The following is a 21,471-nucleotide window of genomic DNA, read 5'->3' on the forward strand; positions in this document are numbered from 1 at the left end:
AGACAAACTATTTTAAAGTAAAATAAGTTAAGTGATTCCGCAAAAAAAAATAAATTTGAGTTCCAATTTTTAAATCGATTTAAGAAAACACTGAAACTTTCCGCTGTGAGAAAAGTGCCTGAAACAATAACGTTTCAGGCACTCAGAATTATTGAGACCTTAGGCTCAATAATTAGTCATGGAACTTCGAAGAAGTTCGCTGACGTCCGTACTCACCTAAGGAATGTTTTTGGTATAACTTTGTCTTCAATCTGAAAGGAATGGGAGACAACTCCCATTCCTTTTTGGCACTTTTCTGATACTTAATTCAAGGCCATGCTAACGTAGTTTAAAATAAAGAGAACATCTAGGATCCAAATCATGCTGTGCACTTCTTTGGCTTCTCCTTTAACCACTTTCACTAAGCTATAGGTGATAAATCCAGCAGCGATCCCTTGTGTAATCGAGTAGCTGAAGCCCATAAAGATAGAGGTAAAGAAAGCAGGAACTGCTTCTGACATATCTTCCCAATGGATATTTTTCAAGCCACTCAACATCATGATCCCAACAACAATCAAAATTGGGGCTGTGGCAGCGGTCGGTACAATCGCCAACAACGGACTAAAGAGACTTGAAATAGCAAAACAGATCGCTACAACCAAGGCTGTCAAACCAGTGCGTCCACCAGCTCCAATACCAGCTGCAGATTCAACATACGTCGTTACGTTTGAAGTTCCTGCAATAGCTCCGACTGAAGTCGCTACAAGGTCTGAATAGAGGGCCTTATCTAATTTCGCTGATTGATGGTTTTCCCCATTTGTCGCAACAATCCCAACTTTTTCACCCGTACCGATTAGAGTTCCAATTGTATCAAAAATATCCGTCAAGGAGAAGGCTAAGATGGCCATTAAGGTCTCAGGCAAACGAGACGTATTGGAAATCAAAGAACCCAATCCTTTCGATCCTAAAGCTTGACCAAAGATCGTGCCTAAATCATTAAAGGCAGCTCCTAGATGGTTACTTGCAAAGTCAATTTTAGTGATATCAACAACATGGATGAGAATTCCAAGAACAGTCGTTGCTAAGATGGAAAGGATAATCCCACCTTTAATCCCTTTGACAACAAAGAAAATAGTAATCGCAAGACCAACAAGAGCCAAGAGGACAGCTGGATTGTTAAAATCAACCAATCCAGGAACAGCAGATGCATTGGCTGAGATCGTTGCATTCGCCTTATCTGCTCCTTCTCCGACCACTGTATAGGTATGAGGGTCAATCGTGAATTTCAAAAATCCTGCATTCTTAATTCCAACATAGGCCAAGAAAATCCCGATCCCCGCTGAAATAGCAGAGCGAAGAGCTGTCGGAATCGATTCGATGATCATCTTCCGAACATTTGTCAATGTGATAATCAATGAAATCACTCCACAAATGAAGACCATCCCCAAAGCTTCCTGCCATGAGTAGCCCATACCAAATACAACGGTAAAGGTAAAGAAGGCATTCAAGCCCATCCCAGGTGCTTGTGCATAAGGTAAATTGGCATAAAAAGCCATCATCAAGGTCCCGACAACGGATCCAATAATCGTTGCAAGGAAGACTCCTTGAGCTGGCATACCTGTTTGTGACAACATTTGAGGGTTTACGAAGAGGATATAACTCATCGCAAAAAAGGTTGTCAAACCAGCAAGAACCTCTGTTCGAACAGTGGTTCCATGTTCTGAAAGTTTAAAAAACTTATCCATTTCAGAATAAACTCCTTTTTCATCATTCTCGCTCCCAATCAATTTGCGAACGTTATTTCTATTTTACCAAAAGATCTTTCGCCTTTCAAGAAATCCTACTTCTCTTCTCGATTTTTGAGCGCTTTTCCGATTTTTCTGATATAATGGTCTCATTCTTCTCGAAAGGAACTGAAATATGCATAAAAAGATGATCGCTCTAGATCTAGACGGTACCCTCTTAAATTCCGAAAGCAAATTGAGCGACTTTACCATTGAGACCATTAAAAAAATTAGTGCTCTTGGTCATAAAGTCATTATTACAACAGGCCGCCCCTACCGTATGGCACATACCTATTACAAACAACTAGAGCTAGATACTCCGATGATCAATTTTAACGGCTCCCTTACGCATCTACCTGAGAAAAAATGGTCGGATGAACAATGCTTGACTTTAGATAAAAAATACCTGCTAGATATGGTCGCTAACCGAGACACTATCCAAGCGGACTTTATAGCAGGCGAATACCGCAATAAATTCTTTATTACCGATCCAAATGAGCACGTTGCAGACCCTAAATTATTCGGTATTGAATCTTTCCAACCAGAAAATCAATTCAATCCCGAGCGGGTAACGAGCGACCCAAACTGTATCCTCTTTCAAACGAAAGCGGAAGACAAATATGCTCTGGCAGATGAAATGAATCGTCATTATGACTACAATCTGTCTATCAATACTTGGGGTGGTCCCTTAAATATTCTGGAATGCAATCCCAAAAATGTGACCAAAGCATCTGCTCTTACCTACCTTCTAGATAAACTCAATATGGATCAGAAGGATTTGATTGCCTTTGGAGACGAGCACAACGATACCGACATGCTAGCTCTCGCTGGTCATGGATACGCCATGAAAAATGCCAGCTCCGTCCTTCTCCCTTATGCAGACTCCGTCACAGATTTCACGAATAACGAAGATGGTGTCGCGCGTCAACTCATTCAATTATTCTTATAAAACTAACAGACATGAGTTATCCCCTCATGTCTTTTTCTGCGCCAAATCCTTAATCGGTTAATCAATACCTTCCTATTTTTACATTTTTTTCATTGCCTTGCCATCTGGTTTGTGATATTATTAACATAGTTATTAAAGAAGCGCTTTCAAAAAACTAAATCGCTTCTCGTTCACTTAAGGAGGAACAAAATGAAAGCTGTTGTTGTAAATCCAGAAGGTACTGGTGTTGAAATCGTTGCAAACAAAGACGTACGTCCACTTGAAACAGGGGAAGCTCTTGTTCAAATCGAATACTGTGGTGTCTGCCACACTGACTTGCACGTTGCTCACGGAGACTTCGGTAAAGTTCCAGGCCGTGTTCTTGGACACGAAGGAATCGGTATTGTTAAAGAAGTTGCTCCAGATGTTAAGAGCCTAAAAGTTGGGGATCGTGTCAGTGTTGCATGGTTCTTCGAAGGATGTGGAACTTGCGAATACTGTACAACTGGTCGTGAAACCCTTTGCCGTACTGTAAAAAATGCTGGCTACTCTGTTGATGGAGGAATGGCTGAACAATGTATCGTTACTGCAGATTACGCAGTGAAAGTACCGGAAGGATTAGATCCAGCCCAAGCTTCTTCTATTACGTGTGCAGGTGTTACCACTTACAAAGCCATCAAAGAAGCCAAAGCTGAACCAGGACAATGGATCGTTATCTATGGAGCTGGTGGACTAGGAAACTTGGCTGTTCAATATGCTAAGAAAGTCTTCAACGCACATGTCATCGCTGTCGATATCAACAATGATAAACTAGAATTGGCAAAAGAAGTTGGTGCAGACTTTGTCATCAACGGTCGCGAAGTTGAAGATGTCCCAGGATTAATCAAAGAAAAAACAAATGGTGGAGCTCACTCTGCTGTCGTAACAGCTGTTTCTAAAGTAGCTTTCAACCAAGCAGTAGATTCTGTTCGTGCAGGTGGCCGCGTGATCGCAGTTGGTCTTCCTTCTGAAATGATGGACCTCAGCATTGTGAAAACGGTATTAGATGGTATCCAAGTCATTGGTTCTCTTGTAGGAACTCGTAAAGACTTGGAAGAAGCTTTCCAATTTGGGGCAGAAGGCTTGGTAGTCCCTGTCGTTCAAAAACGTCCAGTGGAAGATGCTGTCAAAGTCTTTGACGAAATGGAAGCCGGAACCATTCAAGGACGTATGGTACTTGACTTTACAAACTAAACAACTGAACCTACAGGACTAGCCCAACTGGGCTAGTCTTTTTGAGTGCTCTCAATCACTCTATTTTACAATTTATTATATATTTATTTTTATTTTCGAGAATATCGTTTGATTGTCGGAATCTTTTCATTAAGAACAAAATCCTATAAAACATGTCTATTATTGTTTTTTTAAGCATCAACAAGTAATAAACAAAATGCATTCAAGAGCATTCTTTTTCTATCTAACGATAATTTAATATAATAAATTAATGTTTTTACATCGAGATTTTGATAGAAAAATTGACTTAAGTGTGGAAACGATTTATAATAAAGTAGCTTAAAGTTTTCTTAAACTGAAAGTCAAACAAATTTTATAAGGAGGAATGTCAATAATGAGTATTGGTATCATTATTGCTAGCCACGGTGAATTTGCAGCTGGAATCCACCAATCCGGCTCGATGATCTTTGGGGATCAAGAGAAAGTTCAAGTGGTTACGTTCATGCCAAGTGAAGGCCCGGATGATCTCTATGCTAAATTCAATGCAGCTGTTGCCGCATTTGATGCAGAAGATGAAGTCTTGGTTTTGGCTGACCTTTGGAGTGGTTCTCCATTTAACCAAGCAAGTCGCGTCATGGGAGAAAATCCAGATCGTAAATTTGCGATCATCACAGGATTGAACCTTCCGATGTTGATTCAAGCTTATACAGAACGTTTGATGGATGCAAATGCCGGCGTTGATCAAGTCGCTGCAAACATCATCAAGGAAGCAAAAGACGGTGTCAAAGCCCTTCCAGAAGAATTGAATCCTGTTGAAGAAGCTAGTACAGCCGCTGCTGCTCCTGTAGCCCAAGCTGCTATTCCAGAAGGAACGGTTATCGGAGATGGAAAACTCAAGATTAACCTTGCCCGCTTAGATACACGTCTTCTTCATGGACAAGTCGCAACTGCTTGGACACCTGATTCAAAAGCCGATCGGATCATTGTTGCTTCAGATTCTGTTGCCAAAGATGAACTCCGTAAGGAATTGATCAAACAAGCGGCACCAAATGGTGTGAAAGCAAACGTTGTCCCAATTCAAAAATTGATCGACGTTGCAAAAGATCCACGTTTTGGAAATACCCATGCTTTGATCTTATTTGAAACACCTCAAGATGCTCTTCGCGCCATCGAAGGTGGTGTTCCGATTAAAACCTTGAACGTTGGTTCAATGGCCCACTCAACTGGTAAAACCATGGTGAACAATGTGTTATCAATGGATAAAGATGATGTGGCTACATTTGAAAAAATGCGTGATCTTGGAGTTGAATTTGACGTCCGTAAAGTGCCAAATGACTCTAAGAAAGATTTGTTTGACTTAATTAACAAAGCTAACGTTCAATAATCGATTACTTACGAAAGGATTTTAAACATGTCTATTATTTCTATGGTATTAGTGGTCGTTGTTGCCTTCTTAGCAGGTCTTGAAGGTATCCTTGACCAATTCCAATTCCACCAACCCCTTGTTGCTTGTACCTTAATCGGTTTGGTAACAGGTAACTTGACTGCTGGCATTATGCTTGGTGGTTCACTTCAATTTATTGCACTTGGCTGGGCAAACATTGGTGCCGCAGTTGCACCCGATGCTGCCCTTGCATCTGTCGCTGCTGCCATCATCATGGTACTTGGGGGAGACTTCAGTACAAAAGGAATCGCTGTTGCTCAAGGTGTCGCTATTCCACTTGCAGTTGCTGGTCTTTTCTTGACCATGATCGTCCGTACCCTTTCCGTTGGTTTGGTTCACACTGCCGACGCTGCTGCTAGAAAAGGGGATATCAAAGGTGTAGAACGCGCTCACTTTGTGGCCCTTCTTCTTCAAGGTCTTCGTATCGCCATTCCTGCAGCCCTCTTGTTGATGATTCCTGCTGAAACTGTTAAAACTGCTCTTGAACAAATGCCAAAATGGCTCTCTGATGGAATGCAAATCGGTGGTGGTATGGTTGTAGCCGTTGGTTATGCCATGGTTATCAACATGATGGCAAGCCGTGAAGTTTGGCCATTCTTTGCCATTGGTTTTGCTCTTGCAGCCGTTAGCCAATTAACTTTGATCGCTCTTGGAGCAATTGGTGTTGCCCTTGCCTTGATCTACCTTACTCTTTCTAAGAAAGGTGGCAATGGAGGTGGCGGAGCCGCTACTTCTAACGATCCAATCGGCGACATTCTCGAAGACTATTAAGAAAGGTGTGACACTATCATGACTGAAAAATTACAATTATCTAAATCAGATCGTCAAAAAGTTTGGTGGCGTTCAACCTTCTTGCAAGGTTCTTGGAACTATGAACGGATGCAAAACTTGGGTTGGGCTTACTCATTGATCCCAGCTATCAAAAAACTCTACACGAAGAAAGAAGACCAAGCGGCTGCTCTTGAACGTCACATGGAATTCTTCAACACTCACCCATACGTTGCCGCTCCTATCATCGGGGTAACACTTGCTCTTGAAGAAGAAAGAGCAAACGGTGCTGCGATTGACGATGCTGCCATCCAAGGGGTTAAAATTGGTATGATGGGTCCTTTGGCGGGTATCGGAGATCCAGTCTTCTGGTTTACAGTACGTCCTATCCTTGGTGCCCTTGGTGCATCACTTGCTGCGTCTGGTAACATCCTTGGCCCACTCATCTTCTTTATCGCATGGAATGCGATTCGTATGGCCTTCTTGTGGTACACGCAAGAACTTGGATACAAAGCAGGTTCTGAAATTACCAAAGATATGTCTGGTGGGATCTTGCAAGACATCACCAAAGGAGCTTCTATCCTCGGGATGTTCATCCTTGCTGTCTTGGTAGAACGTTGGGTATCTATTAAATTCATCTTTAATGTTTCTTCTGTCAAATTAGACGACAAAGCTTATATCCACTGGGATAAACTTCCTGAAGGATACAAGGGTATCCAAGAAGCCTTCGCTCAAGTTGGCTCAGGTCTCTCTCAAACACCTGAAAAGGTTACAACTTTCCAACAAAACTTGGATTCATTGATTCCTGGTTTGATGGGATTACTTCTTACTTTTGCTTGTATGTGGTTGTTGAAGAAAAAAGTATCTCCAATCACTATCATCATCGCTCTCTTTGTAATCGGTGTATTAGCACACGTTGCTGGCTTGATGTAAGCAAAGATCAACTAAAAAGAAGGTTTCGGCCTTCTTTTTATTATGATATAATGGAGTGAACAGCAATACAGGAGGATCTCATGGCTCAATCATTGAATAAAACCGTTGAATTCCATACTACAGGGGTTTCTTACCTTGGAGTGGGGGGAAAGGTTGGAAAAATCCTAGTAGGGAATGCCGCTTTTGAATTTTATGCGGATGCAAATGTAGAAGACTACATCCAAATTCCCTGGCAAGAAATCGAGCGAATCGGAGCCAATGTATCCGGACGTAAAATTAGCCGCCATTTTGAAATCTATACCAGAGAATCAAAATTTCTCTTTGCTTCAAAAGACTCTGGAAAAATTTTAAAAATTGCTCGGGAACATCTAGGAAATGATAAAATTGTCAAACTTCCTACGTTGATCCAAATCATCACGGCTAAAATTAAAAATCTATTTGCAAAATAGGATCTTTTCTTGTATAATAGACGCAAACGGATAAGTAAGTTAAGAGTCTCTTTCAGAAAGTCTGCGGTTGTTGCGAGCAGATAGAAATCTTAATTGAAATTCTACCGTTTCTTTAAAATACAATATTGAATCAAGTGCACACCTGTGAAGTTGGATGGAACCGTGGCTCTGCCACTCCAACACTTTAACAGGTGTGTTTTTTGTTAAAGGAGAAGCTATGTTAGATATTAAACGAATTCGTACAGACTTTGATGCGGTTGCTAAAAAGTTGGCAACACGTGGCGTAGATGCAGCTATTTTGAATGAAATGAAAGAAATCGATGCTAAACGTCGAGATATCTTAGTCAAAGTAGAAAATCTCAAAGCAGAGCGTAACACTGTATCTGCTGAAATCGCACAAGCTAAACGCAACAAGGAAAATGCAGATGATAAGATTGCTGCCATGCAAACCCTCTCTGCAGAAGTCAAAGCATTGGATACAGAATTGGCTGAAATCGATGCCAAATTAACTGAATTCACTACTACCCTTCCAAATATCCCAGCTGATAGTGTCCCTGTTGGAGCAGATGAGGATGACAACGTTGAGGTTCGTCGTTGGGGAACACCGCGCGAATTTGGATTCGAACCAAAAGCTCACTGGGATTTAGGAGAAGACCTTGATATCCTTGACTGGGAACGCGGGGCTAAAGTCACTGGTGCTCGTTTCCTCTTCTACAAAGGACTTGGAGCTCGCTTAGAACGCGCTATCTACAACTTCATGTTGGATGAACATGGCAAGGAAGGCTACACTGAAGTCATCCCTCCTTACATGGTCAACCATGATTCTATGTTTGGTACTGGTCAGTATCCAAAATTCAAGGAAGATACTTTTGAACTTAGCGATACCAATTATGTCCTCATTCCAACAGCTGAAGTTCCTTTGACAAACTACTACCGCGATGAAATTCTTGATGGGAAAGACCTTCCAATCTACTTCACCGCTATGAGTCCATCTTTCCGTTCAGAAGCTGGTTCAGCCGGTCGTGATACCCGTGGCTTGATCCGTTTGCACCAATTCCATAAGGTTGAAATGGTGAAGTTTGCTAAACCAGAAGAATCATATGATGAATTGGAAAAAATGGTTGTCAATGCTGAAAATATCCTTCAAAAACTGAATCTTCCATACCGTGTAGTAGCTCTCTCAACGGGAGACATGGGCTTCTCAGCTGCCAAGACTTATGACTTGGAAGTATGGATTCCAGCGCAAAACACCTACCGTGAAATCTCAAGCTGTTCCAATACAGAAGATTTCCAAGCTCGCCGTGCGCAAATCCGCTACCGTGATGAAGCAGATGGCAAGGTAAAACTCCTTCACACTTTGAACGGTTCTGGATTGGCAGTCGGACGTACCGTCGCTGCTATTCTTGAAAACTACCAAAACGAAGACGGTTCTGTGACCATTCCAGAAGTCCTTCGCCCATACATGGGTGGTGCAGAAGTCATCGCACCAAAATAAAGTTTAAAAAAACTGAGACTTGCAAATTGCAAGCTCAGTTTTTTAATATTTACGAAAACGTTGGTAGCGTTGCTCCAGAAGCTCTTCGAGAGGTAAGGCTTGTAAAACCTTTAACTCTTCCTGTAATTCCTTCTTCACTTGAGCCAGTAGTTCTCCATTTGAAAATCCATGCTCGGGAATCACCTTATCGACAATTTCCATATTTAACAATTCGTGAGAAGTAATCTTCATCAACTCTGCTGCTTCCATGGCACGACTTCCATCTTTCCAAAGAATAGAGGCAAAACCTTCTGGACTCAAGACTGCATAGATGGAGTTCTCAAGCATCCAGACCTTATCTGCTACAGCAAGAGCCAAGGCACCACCAGAACCACCTTCTCCGATGATAATCGCAATAATTGGAACTTTTAAATCACTCATTTCCATGAGGTTGCGGGCAATGGCTTCACCTTGTCCTCGTTCTTCAGCACCAACACCAGGATAAGCACCCGCTGTATTGATAAAGGTCACAACTGGACGGCCAAATTTCTCTGCTTGCTTCATGAGGCGCAGAGCTTTTCGATAGCCTTCTGGATGGGGTTGCCCAAAATTACGTTTTAGATTATCCTGAAGATTTTTTCCTTTTTGGATTCCAACGACTGTAACCGTTTGATCGCCTAAGCGTCCAATCCCACCAATCACCGCACCATCATCACGGAAGTTTCGATCTCCATGTAATTCGATAAAATCATCAAAAATTCCTTGAGCGAAATCAAGAGCAGTCAATCTTCCTTGGTCACGTGCCTCTTTAATAATCTGTGTTATTTTACTCATGTTTACCTCCATGAAGGGCCAATAATTGTCCAACTGTTGCTCGGATTTGGCTTCTCTCCACGATCAAGTCTACAAATCCATGTTCTTGTAGAAATTCTGCTTTTTGGAAATCATCTGGCAATTTTTCACGTACAGTTGATTCGATCACGCGTCGACCAGCAAACCCGACCAAGGCTTGACTCTCTGCCATGATAATATCACCTTCCATAGCAAATGAGGCTGTCACCCCACCAGTTGTCGGATCTGTCAATACCGTCAAATAGAATAATTTTTCTTTAGAATGACGTTGAACAGCCGCAGAAATTTTTGCCATTTGCATCAAACTCACGATTCCTTCTTGCATCCGAGCGCCACCGGAAGCGGTAAAGAGAACAACTGGCAATTTTTCTTTTGTCGCAAATTCAAATAAACGAGTAATTTTTTCACCTACTACAGAACCCATTGAAGCCATGATAAAGTTGGAATCCATGATCCCAAGCGCAACTTTTTGTCCTTTAATCAAGGCAGTTCCAGTCAGAACAGCTTCATCCAGTCCTGTCATTTCCCGCACTGCTGCTAGTTTCTTCTTATAATTTGGGAAATTCAAAGGATCTGTTGTTTCGATTCCTGTAAACATTTCTTCAAAGCTAGCCGGATCCACTGTCAGCGCCAAGCGTTCTTTAGCAGAAATACGGAAGGTATAGCCACAATTCGGGCAGACACGCTCACTACCTAAATCCTTTTGGTAAATGGTATGTTTACAACCTGGGCATTGTGAAAATAGTTCATCAGGAACTTCAGGTTTTGGCTGAGGCTCCTTCCAGGCTGACCTATTCGGATTGATCCGAATATATTTATCTTTTTTAGAAAATAATGCCATTACTTACTCCTTATAATATGCTACAGTATCTGCAGCATTACTATAAAAGCCTGAAACTGTGAAGATGATGTTCATACTTCCCTCACAAGTCCAGGCTTTTTCATCATTCCTTATTATAATTTGGAAGGAATTGTTCCATCAAAAATGCAGTGTCGTAATCACCAGCGATCACATGTGAATCTGAAATCAAATCCAACTGGAAACTGCTATTGGTTGTGACACCATCGATTTCCAACTCATAAAGAGCACGCTGCATTTTCATCAGTGCATCAAAGCGATTTTCCCCATGGACAATGATCTTGGCAATCATACTATCATAGTATGGTGGAATCGTATACCCAGGATACACAGCAGAATCCACACGCAAGCCAACCCCACCACTTGGAAGATAGAGATTAGTGATCTTACCTGGGCTTGGTGCAAAGTTGAAGGAAGGATTTTCCGCATTGATCCGGCATTCAATCGCATGGCCTTTAATGACAATATCCTCTTGAGTAACGGATAATTCTTGGCCAGCTGCGATTTTAATCTGTTCCTTAACGATATCAACTCCTGTTACAAATTCTGTGACAGGATGCTCCACTTGCACACGGGTATTCATTTCCATAAAGTAGAACTCACCTTTGCCTTCATCATACAAGAATTCAATCGTTCCAGCATTCTCATACCCAACTGATTCAGCAGCCCGAACAGCAGCAGAACCAATTTGATTACGAAGAGTTTTTCCGATAGCAATTGAAGGGGATTCTTCTAGAACTTTTTGATTGTTCCGTTGAAGAGAGCAATCGCGTTCACCTAAGTGAATGACATGTCCATGCTGGTCCGCTAAAATTTGTACTTCAATGTGGCGTGCCGGATAAATCACCCGCTCCATATACATGGCACCATTCCCAAAAGCAGCTTGAGCCTCTGAGGAAGCTGATTCAAAAGCAGCAACCAGATCTTCTGGTTTTTCAACCTTCCGAATTCCTTTACCACCACCTCCTGCAGATGCTTTCAACATCACAGGGTAACCAATACGCTCTGCAATCTCGAGGGCTTCTTCAGCCGTATACACTTCACCATCTGATCCAGGAATAACGGGTACTCCTGCTTTGATCATCTGTTTACGAGCATTAATCTTATCCCCCATCATATCCATGACTTTAGCAGAAGGACCGATAAATTTAATACCCACTTCCTCACACATAGTCGCAAATTTTGAGTTTTCACTTAAAAATCCAAAACCAGGGTGGATAGCTTCTGCACCTGTTAGAACAGCTGCAGACAAGACAGCACTCATATTCAAATAAGATTCTGTTGATTTAGCAGGTCCAATACAGACTGCTTCATCCGCTAGTAAGGTATGCAAGGCTTCTTTATCAGCAGTAGAATACACCGCAACCGTCTCGATGCCAAGTTCACGAGCCGCACGAATAATGCGAACTGCAATCTCACCACGATTGGCGATTAAGATCTTACGAAACATAAATAGGCCTTTCTTAATTTCCAATTGCAAAAGTAAGTGTTCCTGAAGCTGCAAGCTTACCGTCTACCTCTGCTTTCGCTTCAACAACAGCAATGGTTCCACGACGTTTGACAAAAGTAGCCGTCATTACCAGTTGATCTCCTGGAACGACTTGTTTTTTAAACTTCACCTTGTCCATCCCTGCATAAAAGACTAATTTCCCTTTATTTTCAGGTTTTGACAACTCTAGTACACCTGCTGTTTGTGCCAAAGCTTCCATGATGAGAACACCTGGCATAACAGGATATTGTGGAAAATGTCCATTAAAAAATGGTTCATTAATTGTCACGTTTTTAATGGCAACAATCGTATCTTCGCTTGTTTCTAAAACGCGATCCACCAAAAGCATTGGGTAACGATGCGGCAAAGCCTCACGAATAGCATTAATATCAATTGTCATTTGATTCGAACCAATCCTTTTCCAAATTCAACCATTTCTTCATTCGTTACCAAAATTTCAGTGACTACCCCATCTTTTGGTGCTGGGACTTCATTCATCACTTTCATAGCTTCGATAATCAAGAGTGTTTGACCCTTAGTGACCTTATCTCCTACAGATACAAAGGATGGTTTATCCGGAGCTGGCGACAAGTAAGCCACCCCAACCAATGGACTTTCAACCACATCACCTTCTGCAGCCTGAGCTGGAGCAGCAACCGGTTCAGCCGCTACAGCTGGAGTTGCTGGTGCTTCAACAACAGGGGCTACTACAGGAGTTTGAGGAGCTGCTACCACTTCAACTGCAGGAGCAACCGGTGTAGCCGCAACTGAACTCGTTTGGTTTTTACTCAAATTCAATTCTTCGCCATTATTTTTATATGAGAATTCACGCAAAGTTGACGCATCAAATTGAGCCAACAAATCTTTGATTTCAGAAATATTCATGAATTAACCCTCCCAACGTTTAAAGGCCAGAACAGCATTGTGTCCTCCAAAACCAAAGGTATTTGAGATAGCGTACTGAATATCCGCTTCTTGACCTTCACCATAAACAACGTTTGCTTCGATATAGTCAGACAATTCTTTGGTACCAGCAGTTTTTGGTACAAAGCTGTGACGAATCGCTTCGATAGTAGCAATCGCTTCAACTGCACCAGCAGCACCAAGCAAGTGCCCTGTAAATGATTTCGTAGATGATACTGGAACTTCTTTACCAAGTACAGAAACAATGGCACCACTTTCACCTTTTTCATTGGCAGGTGTTGATGTCCCGTGAGCATTAACATAATCAACATCTTCAGGTTTGATACCAGCTTCATTAATAGCCAATTTAATTGCTTTAGCAGCACCTGAACCATCTGGTGTTGGTGTTGTCATATGGTAAGCATCACAGTTTGAACCGTAACCAACAATTTCAGCCAAAATATTAGCACCACGTTTTTGGGCATGTTCCAAACTTTCGATGACAAGAACCCCTGCACCTTCACCCATCACAAAACCATTGCGGTCTTTATCAAATGGAATAGATGAACGTTCTGGATCTTCCGTTGTTGAAAGGGCCGTAAGGGCATTGAAACCACCGATACCAATCTTAGTAATCGAAGCTTCAGCACCACCTGCCAAAACAACATCATGCATACCAAATTTAATTTCACGGAAAGCTTCACCAATGGCATCGTTGGCAGAAGCACAAGCTGTTGTCACGGATTTACATACCCCTTGAGCCCCAATCTTAAGTGCGATGTTTCCAGCCCCCATGTTTGAAAGAGCTTTTGGAATAAACATTGGTTGGATTCTCTTCATCCCACGTTCATGCATCCGGATAATTTGATCTTCCAATTCTTGCAAACCACCGATACCAGATGATACAATCACACCAACACGATCGCGATCTTCTTCTTCCATGTTCAAGCCTGAATTTTCAATAGCTTCCATTGCAGCATAGATTGCATACAATGAGTAAGTATCCATACGATTTTGATCTTTTTTCACGAAATATTTATCGAATGGGAAATCTTGAATTTCACCAGCATTAAAGACTGGAATTTCAGAAGCATCAAATTTCGTAATAGGCTTGATTCCAATTTTTCCTTCATGAAGGCTATTCCAGAACTCCTCTGGTGTATTTCCGATTGGTGAGGTTACACCGTAACCTGTAACAACAACACGATTTGTAGACATATATATTCTCCTTTTGTCGGATGGATATTTAAGTAAGTAATTTTCGATCAGTGAGCATTCATTATTGCATAGTCATGCCGCCATCAATGGCAATTGTTTGACCAGTTAAATATTCTTGACCTGCTAAGAAAGCCGCAACTTCTGCCACTTCTTCAGCTTGACCAATTCGTTTCATTGGCACTTGAGCTAGCATGGCATCTTTCATTTTCTCTGGAATAGCATCAGTCATATCTGATTCAATGAAACCAGGTGCAATGGCATTCACACGAACGCCACGAGCCGCAACTTCACGCGCTACTGATTTAGTGAAACCAATCAAACCAGCTTTTGAAGCCGCATAGTTAGCTTGACCGATATTCCCCATTAGACCAACAACAGAGGACATGTTGATAATGGCCCCTTGACGAGCTTTAGACATCGGTTTTAAGACAGCTTGAGTCATATTAAAGGCACCTGTCAAGTTGATTTTCAAGACCCGTTCAAAATCTTCTTCAGTCATTTTCAACATCAACTTGTCGTTTGTGATGCCAGCGTTATTGACCAAAACATCAACACTTCCAAGCTTTTCAATTGCTTCAGCCACCATACGTTGCGCATCTTCGCCATTAGAAATATCCCCAGAAATACCAACAACAGTCACACCATAGTCAGCAAACTGTGCAAGTAAGTCCTCAGAAATTTCAGAACGTCCATTTAGGACAACATTGGCACCGAGACTCGCAAATTTATGAGCCACAGCCAATCCAATTCCGCGTGTTGAACCTGTTACAAAAACATTTTTATTTTTAAGTTCCATCTTTACCTCGTTTTAAGCATTCAGAAGTGCATCTAGACTAGCCTGATCTTCGACGTTATGAGTTGGAAGAGTTTTATCAATTTTCTTCAAGAATCCTGACAAGACTTTTCCAGGTCCGATCTCGATGACTTCATCTACACCAAAGTCTTGAATCGTAGCAATTGAATCATAGAAACGAACCGGTTCTTTTACTTGACGTGCCAAAAGTGCTTTCACATCTTCTGACTTCATGATTGTAGCTTCTGTATTCCCAACTAAAGGAAGATCAAAATCATTAAATGATACTTTTTCTAGTTCAGCCGCCAATTTTTGACTAGCAGATTCCAGTAAGGCTGTGTGGAATGGACCTGACACATTCAAAGGGATCAAGCGTTTGGCACCTGCTTCCTTCAATAGTTCCACAGCATAGTCCACAGCCGCAACCTCACCACCAATCACAATTTGTGCTGGTGTATTGTAGTTAGCTGGTGTCACTACACCCTTTTCAGATGCTTGTTGACAAATCTCTTCGATCAAACTTGGATCTGTATTCATAACAGCAACCATTTTCCCACTTCCAGCGGGAGCTGCCGTTTCCATGAATTCACCTCGTTTCGCAACCAAAGCTACTGCATCTTCAAACGAAAGAGCTCCAGCCGCAACCAGGGCAGAATATTCCCCCAAAGAGAGGCCGGCAACAATATCAGGAGTGATACCATTTTCTACTAAGAGACGATAAATGGCTACTGACGTTGTCAAAATAGCTGGTTGAGTATAGCGTGTCTGATTCAGTTTTTCTTCGTTAGAATCAATCAATTCACGCAAATCATAACCTAGAATACGACTAGCCGTATCAAATGTCTCTTTAACAACGGGATAAGCCGCATACAAATCGCTCGCCATGCCCAATTTCTGAGCCCCTTGACCAGCAAATAAGAACGCACGTTTTGTCACTATCCTAATCCTTTCGACGTTTTTAGACGTTTACATCTGCCCAACGAGCAGCCTCTCTTTGAATCACCTTGGCTGCACCATAATAGATATCTTCTAGAATTTCCGCACAGGTTTCTTCCTTGCTCACAAGACCAGCAATTTGACCTGCCATTACAGATCCATTGTCAACATCTCCATCAACAACGGCATTGCGAAGGGCACCTGCCCCTAATTCTTCAATTTCTTCTTGAGTCTTCTTACCTGCCAAGAAATCTTTTTCAGCTTGGTTATAGGCAGAAGCCAATTTATTCTTGATCGCACGAACAGGGTGTCCAACAACTGATGCTGAAACTACCGTATCAATATCTTTCGCTTTCAAGATTTTATTCTTAAAGTTTTGGTGAGCATTAGATTCTTTAGCAACCACGAAACGAGTTCCCATCTGAACAGCTTCGGCACCTAACATAAAGACAGCTGCAGCACCGGCACCATCAGCGACACCTCCAGCACCAATTACTGGAATAGAAACAGCTTCAACCACTTGACGAACCAAGGTCATAGTCGTCAATTTACCAATGTGACCTCCAGCTTCCATTCCTTCTGCAATCACTGCATCGGCACCCAATTTTTCCATCCGTTTTGCAAGGGCAACAGATGGAACAACAGGAATGACAGTGATCCCTGCTTCATGGAAACGATCCATGTATTTCCCAGGATTTCCAGCTCCAGTTGTAACAACTTTTACACCTTCTTCAATCACCAGGTCAACAATGTCATCCGCAAATGGGGACAAAAGCATGATATTTACACCAAAAGGTTTATCTGTAATAGACTTCACTTTATCAATGTTAGCCTTTACAACTTCTTTTGGAGCGTTACCGCCACCAATGATTCCAAGACCACCGGCGTTTGATACTGCTCCAGCCAAGTCACCATCAGCGACCCATGCCATCCCACCTTGGAAGATTGGATATTTAATATTCAATAGTTCAGTAATTCGTGTTTGCATGATACCTACCTCTTTTTTCGCTTAAGTAATAGTTTGAGTTTAAAAGATTGTTTCTTTGAGCCTCAAACTATTACCTAAACAAGAGAGAATATCTTTCGATACTCTCATCTATCATTATTTTGTTTTTTCTTCTACGTAAGCGACAAGGTCACCAACTGTAGACAATCCTTCTTCAGTTTCGATTTGGATGTCAAAAGCATCTTCAATTTCAGAGATAACTTGGAACAAATCCAATGAATCTGCTTCTAAATCTTCGAATGTAGATTCAAGAGTTACTTCTGATGGTTCTTTACCAAGTTCTTCAACGATAATTTCTTGTACTTTTTCAAATACTGCCATGATAGGCCTCCTTAAAAAATAATATATAAATTTTTAAAATGTGTTTCCACATGTTTAACTAGATTGTAACAAGAAGTGTGCCCCATGTCAAACCTCCACCGAATCCTGTCAGAAGAATTTTTTGACTTCCATCCATCTTGATTCGATGATTCTCGACACACTCCGATAATAGAATGGGGATACTAGCAGCACTAGTGTTCCCATATTCCATCATATTTGCTGGGATTTTCTCTCTAGAGACACCCAGTTTTTTTGACATCTTATCTAACATTCGGTCATTCGCCTGGTGTAACAGAAAATAGTCAATCTCTTCTGCTTCCATAGAGGCGTCTGCTATAATTTTTTGAATACTTTTCGTGACATCACGAATGGCAAAATCAAAAACTGCCCGTCCGTCCATTGTCAGATATCTTCGATCAGAAACGTCATCTGAATAAGGGGAAGACAGACCCAAATAGCAAGACTCAAGACTAGCACCTCGGCTACCATCCGTAAAAAGATTCTCAGCCAAAAACGAATTTTGATCGCTCGCTTCAAGCAAGACACCACCAGCTCCATCTCCAAAAAGGACTGAAGTGGAACGGTCTGACCAGTCTAATACTTTTGAAAGCGTCTCACTACCGATCACAATTCCTCTCCGGTACATCCCTGAAGAAATGTATTTTTCAGCAGTGGCTAATGCAAATACAAATCCGCTACATGCTGCAGTCAGATCAAAGGCAAAAGCTCGAGAAGCTCCAATATTAGCTTGTACCCGGGCTGCAGTTGATGGCATTAAGCTGTCTGGAGTAATCGTAGCAACAACGATGAAATCAATTTCCTCAGCATCTAAGTTTGCTTTTGCTAATAATCTTTGTGCAACAATTGTTGCTAGATCACTTGTCGTCTCATCTTTTGAAATGTGACGCCGAAGGATACCTGTCCGACTACTGATCCATTCATCACTTGTATCCATGATCTCAGCCAAATCATCATTTGATACGACTTGGTCAGGTGCATAATGAGCAACTTGACTAATTTTAGCAAAGACCATTATTTAATTTCCTCCAAGAAACGATACAGATTTTGCAATCCTTTTTGCATCACTTTCTTCTCTTCGGGACTCATATCTCCAATAATCTGGTTGACCATCCGTTTATGGAATTGCTGATGAAGACGATAAAGTAGACGACCGTTCTTTGTTAAACTCAAGTGTACAACCCGGCGATCAACTTCCGATCTTCTTCTTTCGATATACCCTTTGCGCTCAAGATTATTCAAACTTGTCGTGACAGTCCCCAAAGTCACCATCAACTCCCGTGAAATATCACTCGGGGTTGCATTCGGTGTCGAACCAATCACATCGATCGTATGCATTTCTTTAATAGAAACATCTTTGAATCGACTTGCTCTTAGGCTCGACTCCTCAATAACCAAAACATTATTAAAGATGGATGTTAAATAGTCGTTAACTAATTGGTAATTCAAAACTCCACCTCCTAATTTTACTTTGATAGTCAAATTTTATCAAAAATGAAAATAATTTGCAAGCATTTTTTCATAAAACATAGAAAAATTACAAATTTATTTTCCTTTAAATTGTGGCCGACGTTTCTCAGAGTAGGCAATAACCCCTTCCTTGAAATCTTCTGTAAATGCTAGTTTCTTTTGCAAATCCAATTCAAGACCCGCATATTGGTCCCATTCTTTCAAGAATGCTTCCCAAACCATTTCTTTCATGGCATCATAAGAATTTGAAGATCCTCTTCTTAATTTTTTAAGCAATTGCTCAACCGTTTTATCGAGTCTTTCAGATTCACAAACACGATAAGCTAGGCCATAATCAAATGCCTTTTCAGCAGTCAAGGCTTCACCCGTCATTACTAAATGAGTAGCCCGAGACATGCCAATGGCTTTTCCTAACAAGAATAACCCACCCGCATCCGGTGCTAAACCAACCCCAACAAAGGCTTGGATAAATTTAGTACGATCACTAATAATACAAAAATCAACAGCTACCGCAATGTTAGCAGCTGCTCCAGCAACCGCTCCATCTGCCACCATAATAACCGGTTTTGGCAATTGCTTGATTTTCTTTGAAATCGTATTAACTAATTCAGCAATTAAAACAAGAGACTCGATATCATCCGCATCGACTGCGCGTTTCATTTCGCTTAAATCTCCACCAACTGAAAAGATTTTCCCTTCTGCTGATAGAATAATGAATTTTACTTCCTCATTTTTTTCTGCATCTTCTAGGGCAGCTAAAATTTCCTGACACATTGGAATGTTAAAACCATTGGATACTTCAGGACGATTTAAAGAGATTGTCGCGAGGTCGTTTTCGACAGAATACAAAATTGTTTCAAACATCACAGACTCCTTTTATTTAAATATAAAATATTTTGATATTAAAACTTTTGAATTATAACATATCATACCACAAAAAAGTAAAATAGTAAAATATATCTATAAGATGTAACAAAATTGTAAAATTTGAATAATTACAATTTCTCTCCTCTACAGAATCAATTATTTTATGCCCTATCTGTAAATACATTGTATCAATAACTGAACTTTGGTATAATGTATTAATGAAACTATTAAGGAGAAAATATGAAAGTAACTAAATTCGGTGGAAGTTCTCTAGCATCAGCTTCTCAATTAAAAAAAGTACTTGATATCATTAAAGATGATCCAGAAAGAAGATTTGTAGTTGTATCAGCTCCAGGCAAACGCAACGCTGAAGATACAAAAGTAACAGACGCTCTGATCCGGTATTATAAAGAATTTACTTCAGATAAGGATGTCACACAAACACAACAGTGGATTATTGAACGTTATCGTGTCATTACAGAAGAATTGGGTCTCAAAGATTCCATTATTCAAGAAATTGCTGAAGATATCTATGATTTAACAAATTTACCTAAAAAAGGAAATCCATTTACATACGATGCATTCCTAGCAGCTGGTGAAAATAACAATGCTAAACTCATTGCTGCTTATTTCAATCAAAATGGATTAGAAGCAAGATATATCCATCCAAAAGAAGCAGGAATTACGGTCACTGCTGAACCTTCCAACGCTCGTATTTTACCATCTAGTTACGATAAAATTGAAGAACTAAAAGATTCAAGTGAAGTGATTGTCATCCCAGGTTTCTTTGGTGTTACTCAAGATGGCGACATTTGTACATTTTCTCGTGGTGGATCTGACATTACAGGATCGATCATTGCAGCAGGTGTAAAAGCAGACTTATACGAAAACTTTACAGACGTAAATGGTATCTTTGCAGCACATCCAGGTATTATTAAACACCCACATTCTATTCCCGAATTAACCTACAAAGAAATGCGTGAATTAGCCTATGCTGGTTTTTCAGTCTTGCATGATGAAGCTCTTGTACCAGCCTACAGAGGAAAAATTCCATTAGTCATTAAAAATACAAATAATCCAGACCACCCAGGAACCCGAATTGTTTTGGAACATTCAAATGATCATGTAACTGTCGTAGGAATCGCTGGAGATTCAGGGTTTGTAAGTATCAATATGACCAAATACCTCATGAACCGCGAAGTTGGGTTTGGTCGAAAAGTTTTACAAGTACTAGAAGATCTTAATATTAGTTGGGAACATATGCCAACAGGAATTGATGATTTATCCATCATTTTGCGTTCACGTGAACTGACTCCAATCAAAGAACAAGAGATTCTGAAACAATTAACACAAAAGCTAGAAGTTGACACAGCCGAAATTGAACATGATCTTTCTATCATTATGATTGTTGGTGAGAAAATGAAGAGTCAGGTAGGGGTTACTGCCACTGCAGCCAAAGCACTATCAGAAAATAAAGTGAATATTCAAATGATCTCGCAAGGTTCTAGTGAAGTTTCCATTATGTTCGTTGTAAGTAAAGATCAAGAAGAAAAAGCAATTAAAGCCTTATATCAAGCATTTTTCCCAAATAACTAAATAGAGAAAAGCTCCGTTAACTAAACGGAGCTTTAATTAAGATTAAAATGAAAAGTAAAAAAAAGAGATCAATTACTTGATCTCTTTTATTCTATACTCCGCCAGTAGGACTCGAACCTACGACATCATGATTAACAGTCATGCGCTACTACCAACTGAGCTATGGCGGAAT

The 21,471-nt window shown here is 40.8% G+C and carries 22 protein-coding genes and 1 tRNA gene; 8 read left to right on the plus strand and 15 right to left on the minus strand.

Features of this window, described 5'->3' with window-relative positions; translation table 11 throughout:
* Positions 1-302: 302 nt before the first annotated feature.
* Entirely contained in the window at positions 303-1,724 is a 1,422-nt protein-coding gene (locus HMPREF2917_RS07635; RefSeq protein WP_049490983.1) for an NCS2 family permease, read from the minus strand.
* Between the two features lie 175 nt (positions 1,725-1,899).
* Here HMPREF2917_RS07635 and HMPREF2917_RS07640 point away from each other — a divergent pair, with 175 nt between their 5' ends.
* The 7 genes from HMPREF2917_RS07640 to serS all read left to right on the plus strand — a co-directional run bounded on the left by HMPREF2917_RS07640 (position 1,900) and on the right by serS (position 8,992).
* Positions 1,900-2,712, plus strand: coding sequence for a Cof-type HAD-IIB family hydrolase (locus tag HMPREF2917_RS07640; RefSeq protein ID WP_070590004.1), 813 nt, complete (start codon positions 1,900-1,902; stop codon positions 2,710-2,712).
* Positions 2,713-2,901: 189 nt separating this feature from the next.
* Positions 2,902-3,924 carry an alcohol dehydrogenase AdhP gene (adhP, locus tag HMPREF2917_RS07645; RefSeq protein ID WP_049490985.1) on the plus strand — a complete coding sequence of 341 codons (1,023 nt, stop codon included), beginning with the start codon at positions 2,902-2,904 and terminating at the stop codon, positions 3,922-3,924.
* A gap of 373 nt (positions 3,925-4,297) precedes the next feature.
* Positions 4,298-5,287, plus strand: a complete 990-nt coding sequence (locus HMPREF2917_RS07650) for a PTS sugar transporter subunit IIB (RefSeq protein ID WP_003010431.1) — start codon at positions 4,298-4,300, stop codon at positions 5,285-5,287.
* A gap of 27 nt (positions 5,288-5,314) precedes the next feature.
* The gene (locus HMPREF2917_RS07655) at positions 5,315-6,118 is read left to right on the plus strand and encodes a PTS mannose/fructose/sorbose transporter subunit IIC (protein ID WP_048789380.1); all 804 of its coding nucleotides are present in this window, start codon (positions 5,315-5,317) and stop codon (positions 6,116-6,118) included.
* A gap of 18 nt (positions 6,119-6,136) precedes the next feature.
* Positions 6,137-7,048: a PTS system mannose/fructose/sorbose family transporter subunit IID gene (locus tag HMPREF2917_RS07660; protein WP_003010435.1), complete on the plus strand. Its 912-nt coding sequence runs from the start codon at positions 6,137-6,139 to the stop codon at positions 7,046-7,048.
* Between the two features lie 80 nt (positions 7,049-7,128).
* Positions 7,129-7,497: a DUF956 family protein gene (locus HMPREF2917_RS07665; protein WP_023920226.1), complete on the plus strand. Its 369-nt coding sequence runs from the start codon at positions 7,129-7,131 to the stop codon at positions 7,495-7,497.
* 217 nt (positions 7,498-7,714) lie between these two features.
* The gene (gene serS / locus HMPREF2917_RS07670; RefSeq protein WP_003018473.1) at positions 7,715-8,992 is read left to right on the plus strand and encodes a serine--tRNA ligase; all 1,278 of its coding nucleotides are present in this window, start codon (positions 7,715-7,717) and stop codon (positions 8,990-8,992) included.
* Between the two features lie 42 nt (positions 8,993-9,034).
* Here serS and HMPREF2917_RS07675 read toward each other — a convergent pair whose 3' ends face one another.
* The 13 genes from HMPREF2917_RS07675 to HMPREF2917_RS07735 form a co-directional block, all read right to left on the minus strand.
* Entirely contained in the window at positions 9,035-9,805 is a 771-nt protein-coding gene (locus HMPREF2917_RS07675) for an acetyl-CoA carboxylase carboxyl transferase subunit alpha (RefSeq protein ID WP_021154504.1), read from the minus strand.
* On the minus strand, positions 9,798-10,664 hold the full coding sequence (gene accD, locus HMPREF2917_RS07680) for an acetyl-CoA carboxylase, carboxyltransferase subunit beta (RefSeq protein ID WP_003003810.1): 867 nt from the start codon (positions 10,662-10,664) through the stop codon (positions 9,798-9,800). Before accD ends, HMPREF2917_RS07675 begins: the two co-directional genes overlap by 8 nt.
* 103 nt (positions 10,665-10,767) lie before the next feature.
* Positions 10,768-12,132, minus strand: coding sequence for an acetyl-CoA carboxylase biotin carboxylase subunit (locus HMPREF2917_RS07685; RefSeq protein WP_003012593.1), 1,365 nt, complete (start codon positions 12,130-12,132; stop codon positions 10,768-10,770).
* 13 nt (positions 12,133-12,145) lie between these two features.
* Positions 12,146-12,571 carry a 3-hydroxyacyl-ACP dehydratase FabZ gene (gene fabZ / locus HMPREF2917_RS07690; RefSeq protein ID WP_003004019.1) on the minus strand — a complete coding sequence of 142 codons (426 nt, stop codon included), beginning with the start codon at positions 12,569-12,571 and terminating at the stop codon, positions 12,146-12,148.
* Positions 12,568-13,056: an acetyl-CoA carboxylase biotin carboxyl carrier protein gene (gene accB / locus HMPREF2917_RS07695; protein ID WP_070590006.1), complete on the minus strand. Its 489-nt coding sequence runs from the start codon at positions 13,054-13,056 to the stop codon at positions 12,568-12,570. The genes fabZ and accB overlap by 4 nt, the downstream gene beginning before the upstream one ends.
* Before the next feature lie 3 nt (positions 13,057-13,059).
* Complete coding sequence (gene fabF, locus HMPREF2917_RS07700) at positions 13,060-14,292, minus strand: beta-ketoacyl-ACP synthase II (RefSeq protein WP_003010454.1); 1,233 nt, start codon at positions 14,290-14,292, stop codon at positions 13,060-13,062.
* Between the two features lie 61 nt (positions 14,293-14,353).
* Positions 14,354-15,088, minus strand: coding sequence for a 3-oxoacyl-[acyl-carrier-protein] reductase (gene fabG / locus HMPREF2917_RS07705; RefSeq protein WP_003010456.1), 735 nt, complete (start codon positions 15,086-15,088; stop codon positions 14,354-14,356).
* Positions 15,089-15,100: 12 nt separating this feature from the next.
* Positions 15,101-16,021, minus strand: coding sequence for an ACP S-malonyltransferase (gene fabD / locus HMPREF2917_RS07710; RefSeq protein WP_070590010.1), 921 nt, complete (start codon positions 16,019-16,021; stop codon positions 15,101-15,103).
* Between the two features lie 22 nt (positions 16,022-16,043).
* The gene (gene fabK / locus HMPREF2917_RS07715; RefSeq protein WP_070590013.1) at positions 16,044-17,009 is read right to left on the minus strand and encodes an enoyl-[acyl-carrier-protein] reductase FabK; all 966 of its coding nucleotides are present in this window, start codon (positions 17,007-17,009) and stop codon (positions 16,044-16,046) included.
* Positions 17,010-17,123: 114 nt separating this feature from the next.
* Positions 17,124-17,348 (minus strand): acyl carrier protein, encoded by a 225-nt coding sequence (locus tag HMPREF2917_RS07720; RefSeq protein ID WP_003003892.1) that lies wholly within the window; start codon positions 17,346-17,348, stop codon positions 17,124-17,126.
* A gap of 58 nt (positions 17,349-17,406) precedes the next feature.
* A complete protein-coding gene (locus HMPREF2917_RS07725; protein WP_049514562.1) occupies positions 17,407-18,381 on the minus strand; it encodes a beta-ketoacyl-ACP synthase III in 975 nt (324 codons plus the stop codon).
* Positions 18,381-18,815, minus strand: a complete 435-nt coding sequence (locus HMPREF2917_RS07730) for a fatty acid biosynthesis transcriptional regulator FabT (RefSeq protein ID WP_003003993.1) — start codon at positions 18,813-18,815, stop codon at positions 18,381-18,383. Before HMPREF2917_RS07730 ends, HMPREF2917_RS07725 begins: the two co-directional genes overlap by 1 nt.
* Before the next feature lie 96 nt (positions 18,816-18,911).
* Positions 18,912-19,703: a trans-2-decenoyl-ACP isomerase gene (locus HMPREF2917_RS07735; protein WP_070590014.1), complete on the minus strand. Its 792-nt coding sequence runs from the start codon at positions 19,701-19,703 to the stop codon at positions 18,912-18,914.
* A 240-nt stretch (positions 19,704-19,943) separates the two neighbouring features.
* On the opposite strand from HMPREF2917_RS07735, the gene HMPREF2917_RS07740 reads away from it, so the two are divergent.
* Entirely contained in the window at positions 19,944-21,299 is a 1,356-nt protein-coding gene (locus HMPREF2917_RS07740; RefSeq protein WP_070590017.1) for an aspartate kinase, read from the plus strand.
* A gap of 96 nt (positions 21,300-21,395) precedes the next feature.
* On the opposite strand, the gene HMPREF2917_RS07745 is transcribed toward HMPREF2917_RS07740, so the two are convergent.
* A tRNA-Asn gene (locus HMPREF2917_RS07745) sits at positions 21,396-21,469 on the minus strand.
* Positions 21,470-21,471 lie beyond the last annotated feature (2 nt).

The organism is Streptococcus sp. HMSC061E03, from assembly GCF_001813505.1.
In the GTDB taxonomy this organism is placed as follows: domain Bacteria; phylum Bacillota; class Bacilli; order Lactobacillales; family Streptococcaceae; genus Streptococcus.

Bases quoted from the DNA above. Each gene is read 5' to 3' on its own strand.
- HMPREF2917_RS07635 (WP_049490983.1), bottom strand. From the start codon at position 1,724: ATGGATAAGTTTTTTAAACTTTCAGAACATGGAACCACTGTTCGAACA.
- HMPREF2917_RS07640 (WP_070590004.1), top strand. From the start codon at position 1,900: ATGCATAAAAAGATGATCGCTCTAGATCTAGACGGTACCCTCTTAAAT.
- adhP (WP_049490985.1), top strand. From the start codon at position 2,902: ATGAAAGCTGTTGTTGTAAATCCAGAAGGTACTGGTGTTGAAATCGTT.
- HMPREF2917_RS07650 (WP_003010431.1), top strand. From the start codon at position 4,298: ATGAGTATTGGTATCATTATTGCTAGCCACGGTGAATTTGCAGCTGGA.
- HMPREF2917_RS07655 (WP_048789380.1), top strand. From the start codon at position 5,315: ATGTCTATTATTTCTATGGTATTAGTGGTCGTTGTTGCCTTCTTAGCA.
- HMPREF2917_RS07660 (WP_003010435.1), top strand. From the start codon at position 6,137: ATGACTGAAAAATTACAATTATCTAAATCAGATCGTCAAAAAGTTTGG.
- HMPREF2917_RS07665 (WP_023920226.1), top strand. From the start codon at position 7,129: ATGGCTCAATCATTGAATAAAACCGTTGAATTCCATACTACAGGGGTT.
- serS (WP_003018473.1), top strand. From the start codon at position 7,715: ATGTTAGATATTAAACGAATTCGTACAGACTTTGATGCGGTTGCTAAA.
- HMPREF2917_RS07675 (WP_021154504.1), bottom strand. From the start codon at position 9,805: ATGAGTAAAATAACACAGATTATTAAAGAGGCACGTGACCAAGGAAGA.
- accD (WP_003003810.1), bottom strand. From the start codon at position 10,664: ATGGCATTATTTTCTAAAAAAGATAAATATATTCGGATCAATCCGAAT.
- HMPREF2917_RS07685 (WP_003012593.1), bottom strand. From the start codon at position 12,132: ATGTTTCGTAAGATCTTAATCGCCAATCGTGGTGAGATTGCAGTTCGC.
- fabZ (WP_003004019.1), bottom strand. From the start codon at position 12,571: ATGACAATTGATATTAATGCTATTCGTGAGGCTTTGCCGCATCGTTAC.
- accB (WP_070590006.1), bottom strand. From the start codon at position 13,056: ATGAATATTTCTGAAATCAAAGATTTGTTGGCTCAATTTGATGCGTCA.
- fabF (WP_003010454.1), bottom strand. From the start codon at position 14,292: ATGTCTACAAATCGTGTTGTTGTTACAGGTTACGGTGTAACCTCACCA.
- fabG (WP_003010456.1), bottom strand. From the start codon at position 15,088: ATGGAACTTAAAAATAAAAATGTTTTTGTAACAGGTTCAACACGCGGA.
- fabK (WP_070590013.1), bottom strand. From the start codon at position 17,009: ATGCAAACACGAATTACTGAACTATTGAATATTAAATATCCAATCTTC.
- HMPREF2917_RS07720 (WP_003003892.1), bottom strand. From the start codon at position 17,348: ATGGCAGTATTTGAAAAAGTACAAGAAATTATCGTTGAAGAACTTGGT.
- HMPREF2917_RS07725 (WP_049514562.1), bottom strand. From the start codon at position 18,381: ATGGTCTTTGCTAAAATTAGTCAAGTTGCTCATTATGCACCTGACCAA.
- HMPREF2917_RS07740 (WP_070590017.1), top strand. From the start codon at position 19,944: ATGAAAGTAACTAAATTCGGTGGAAGTTCTCTAGCATCAGCTTCTCAA.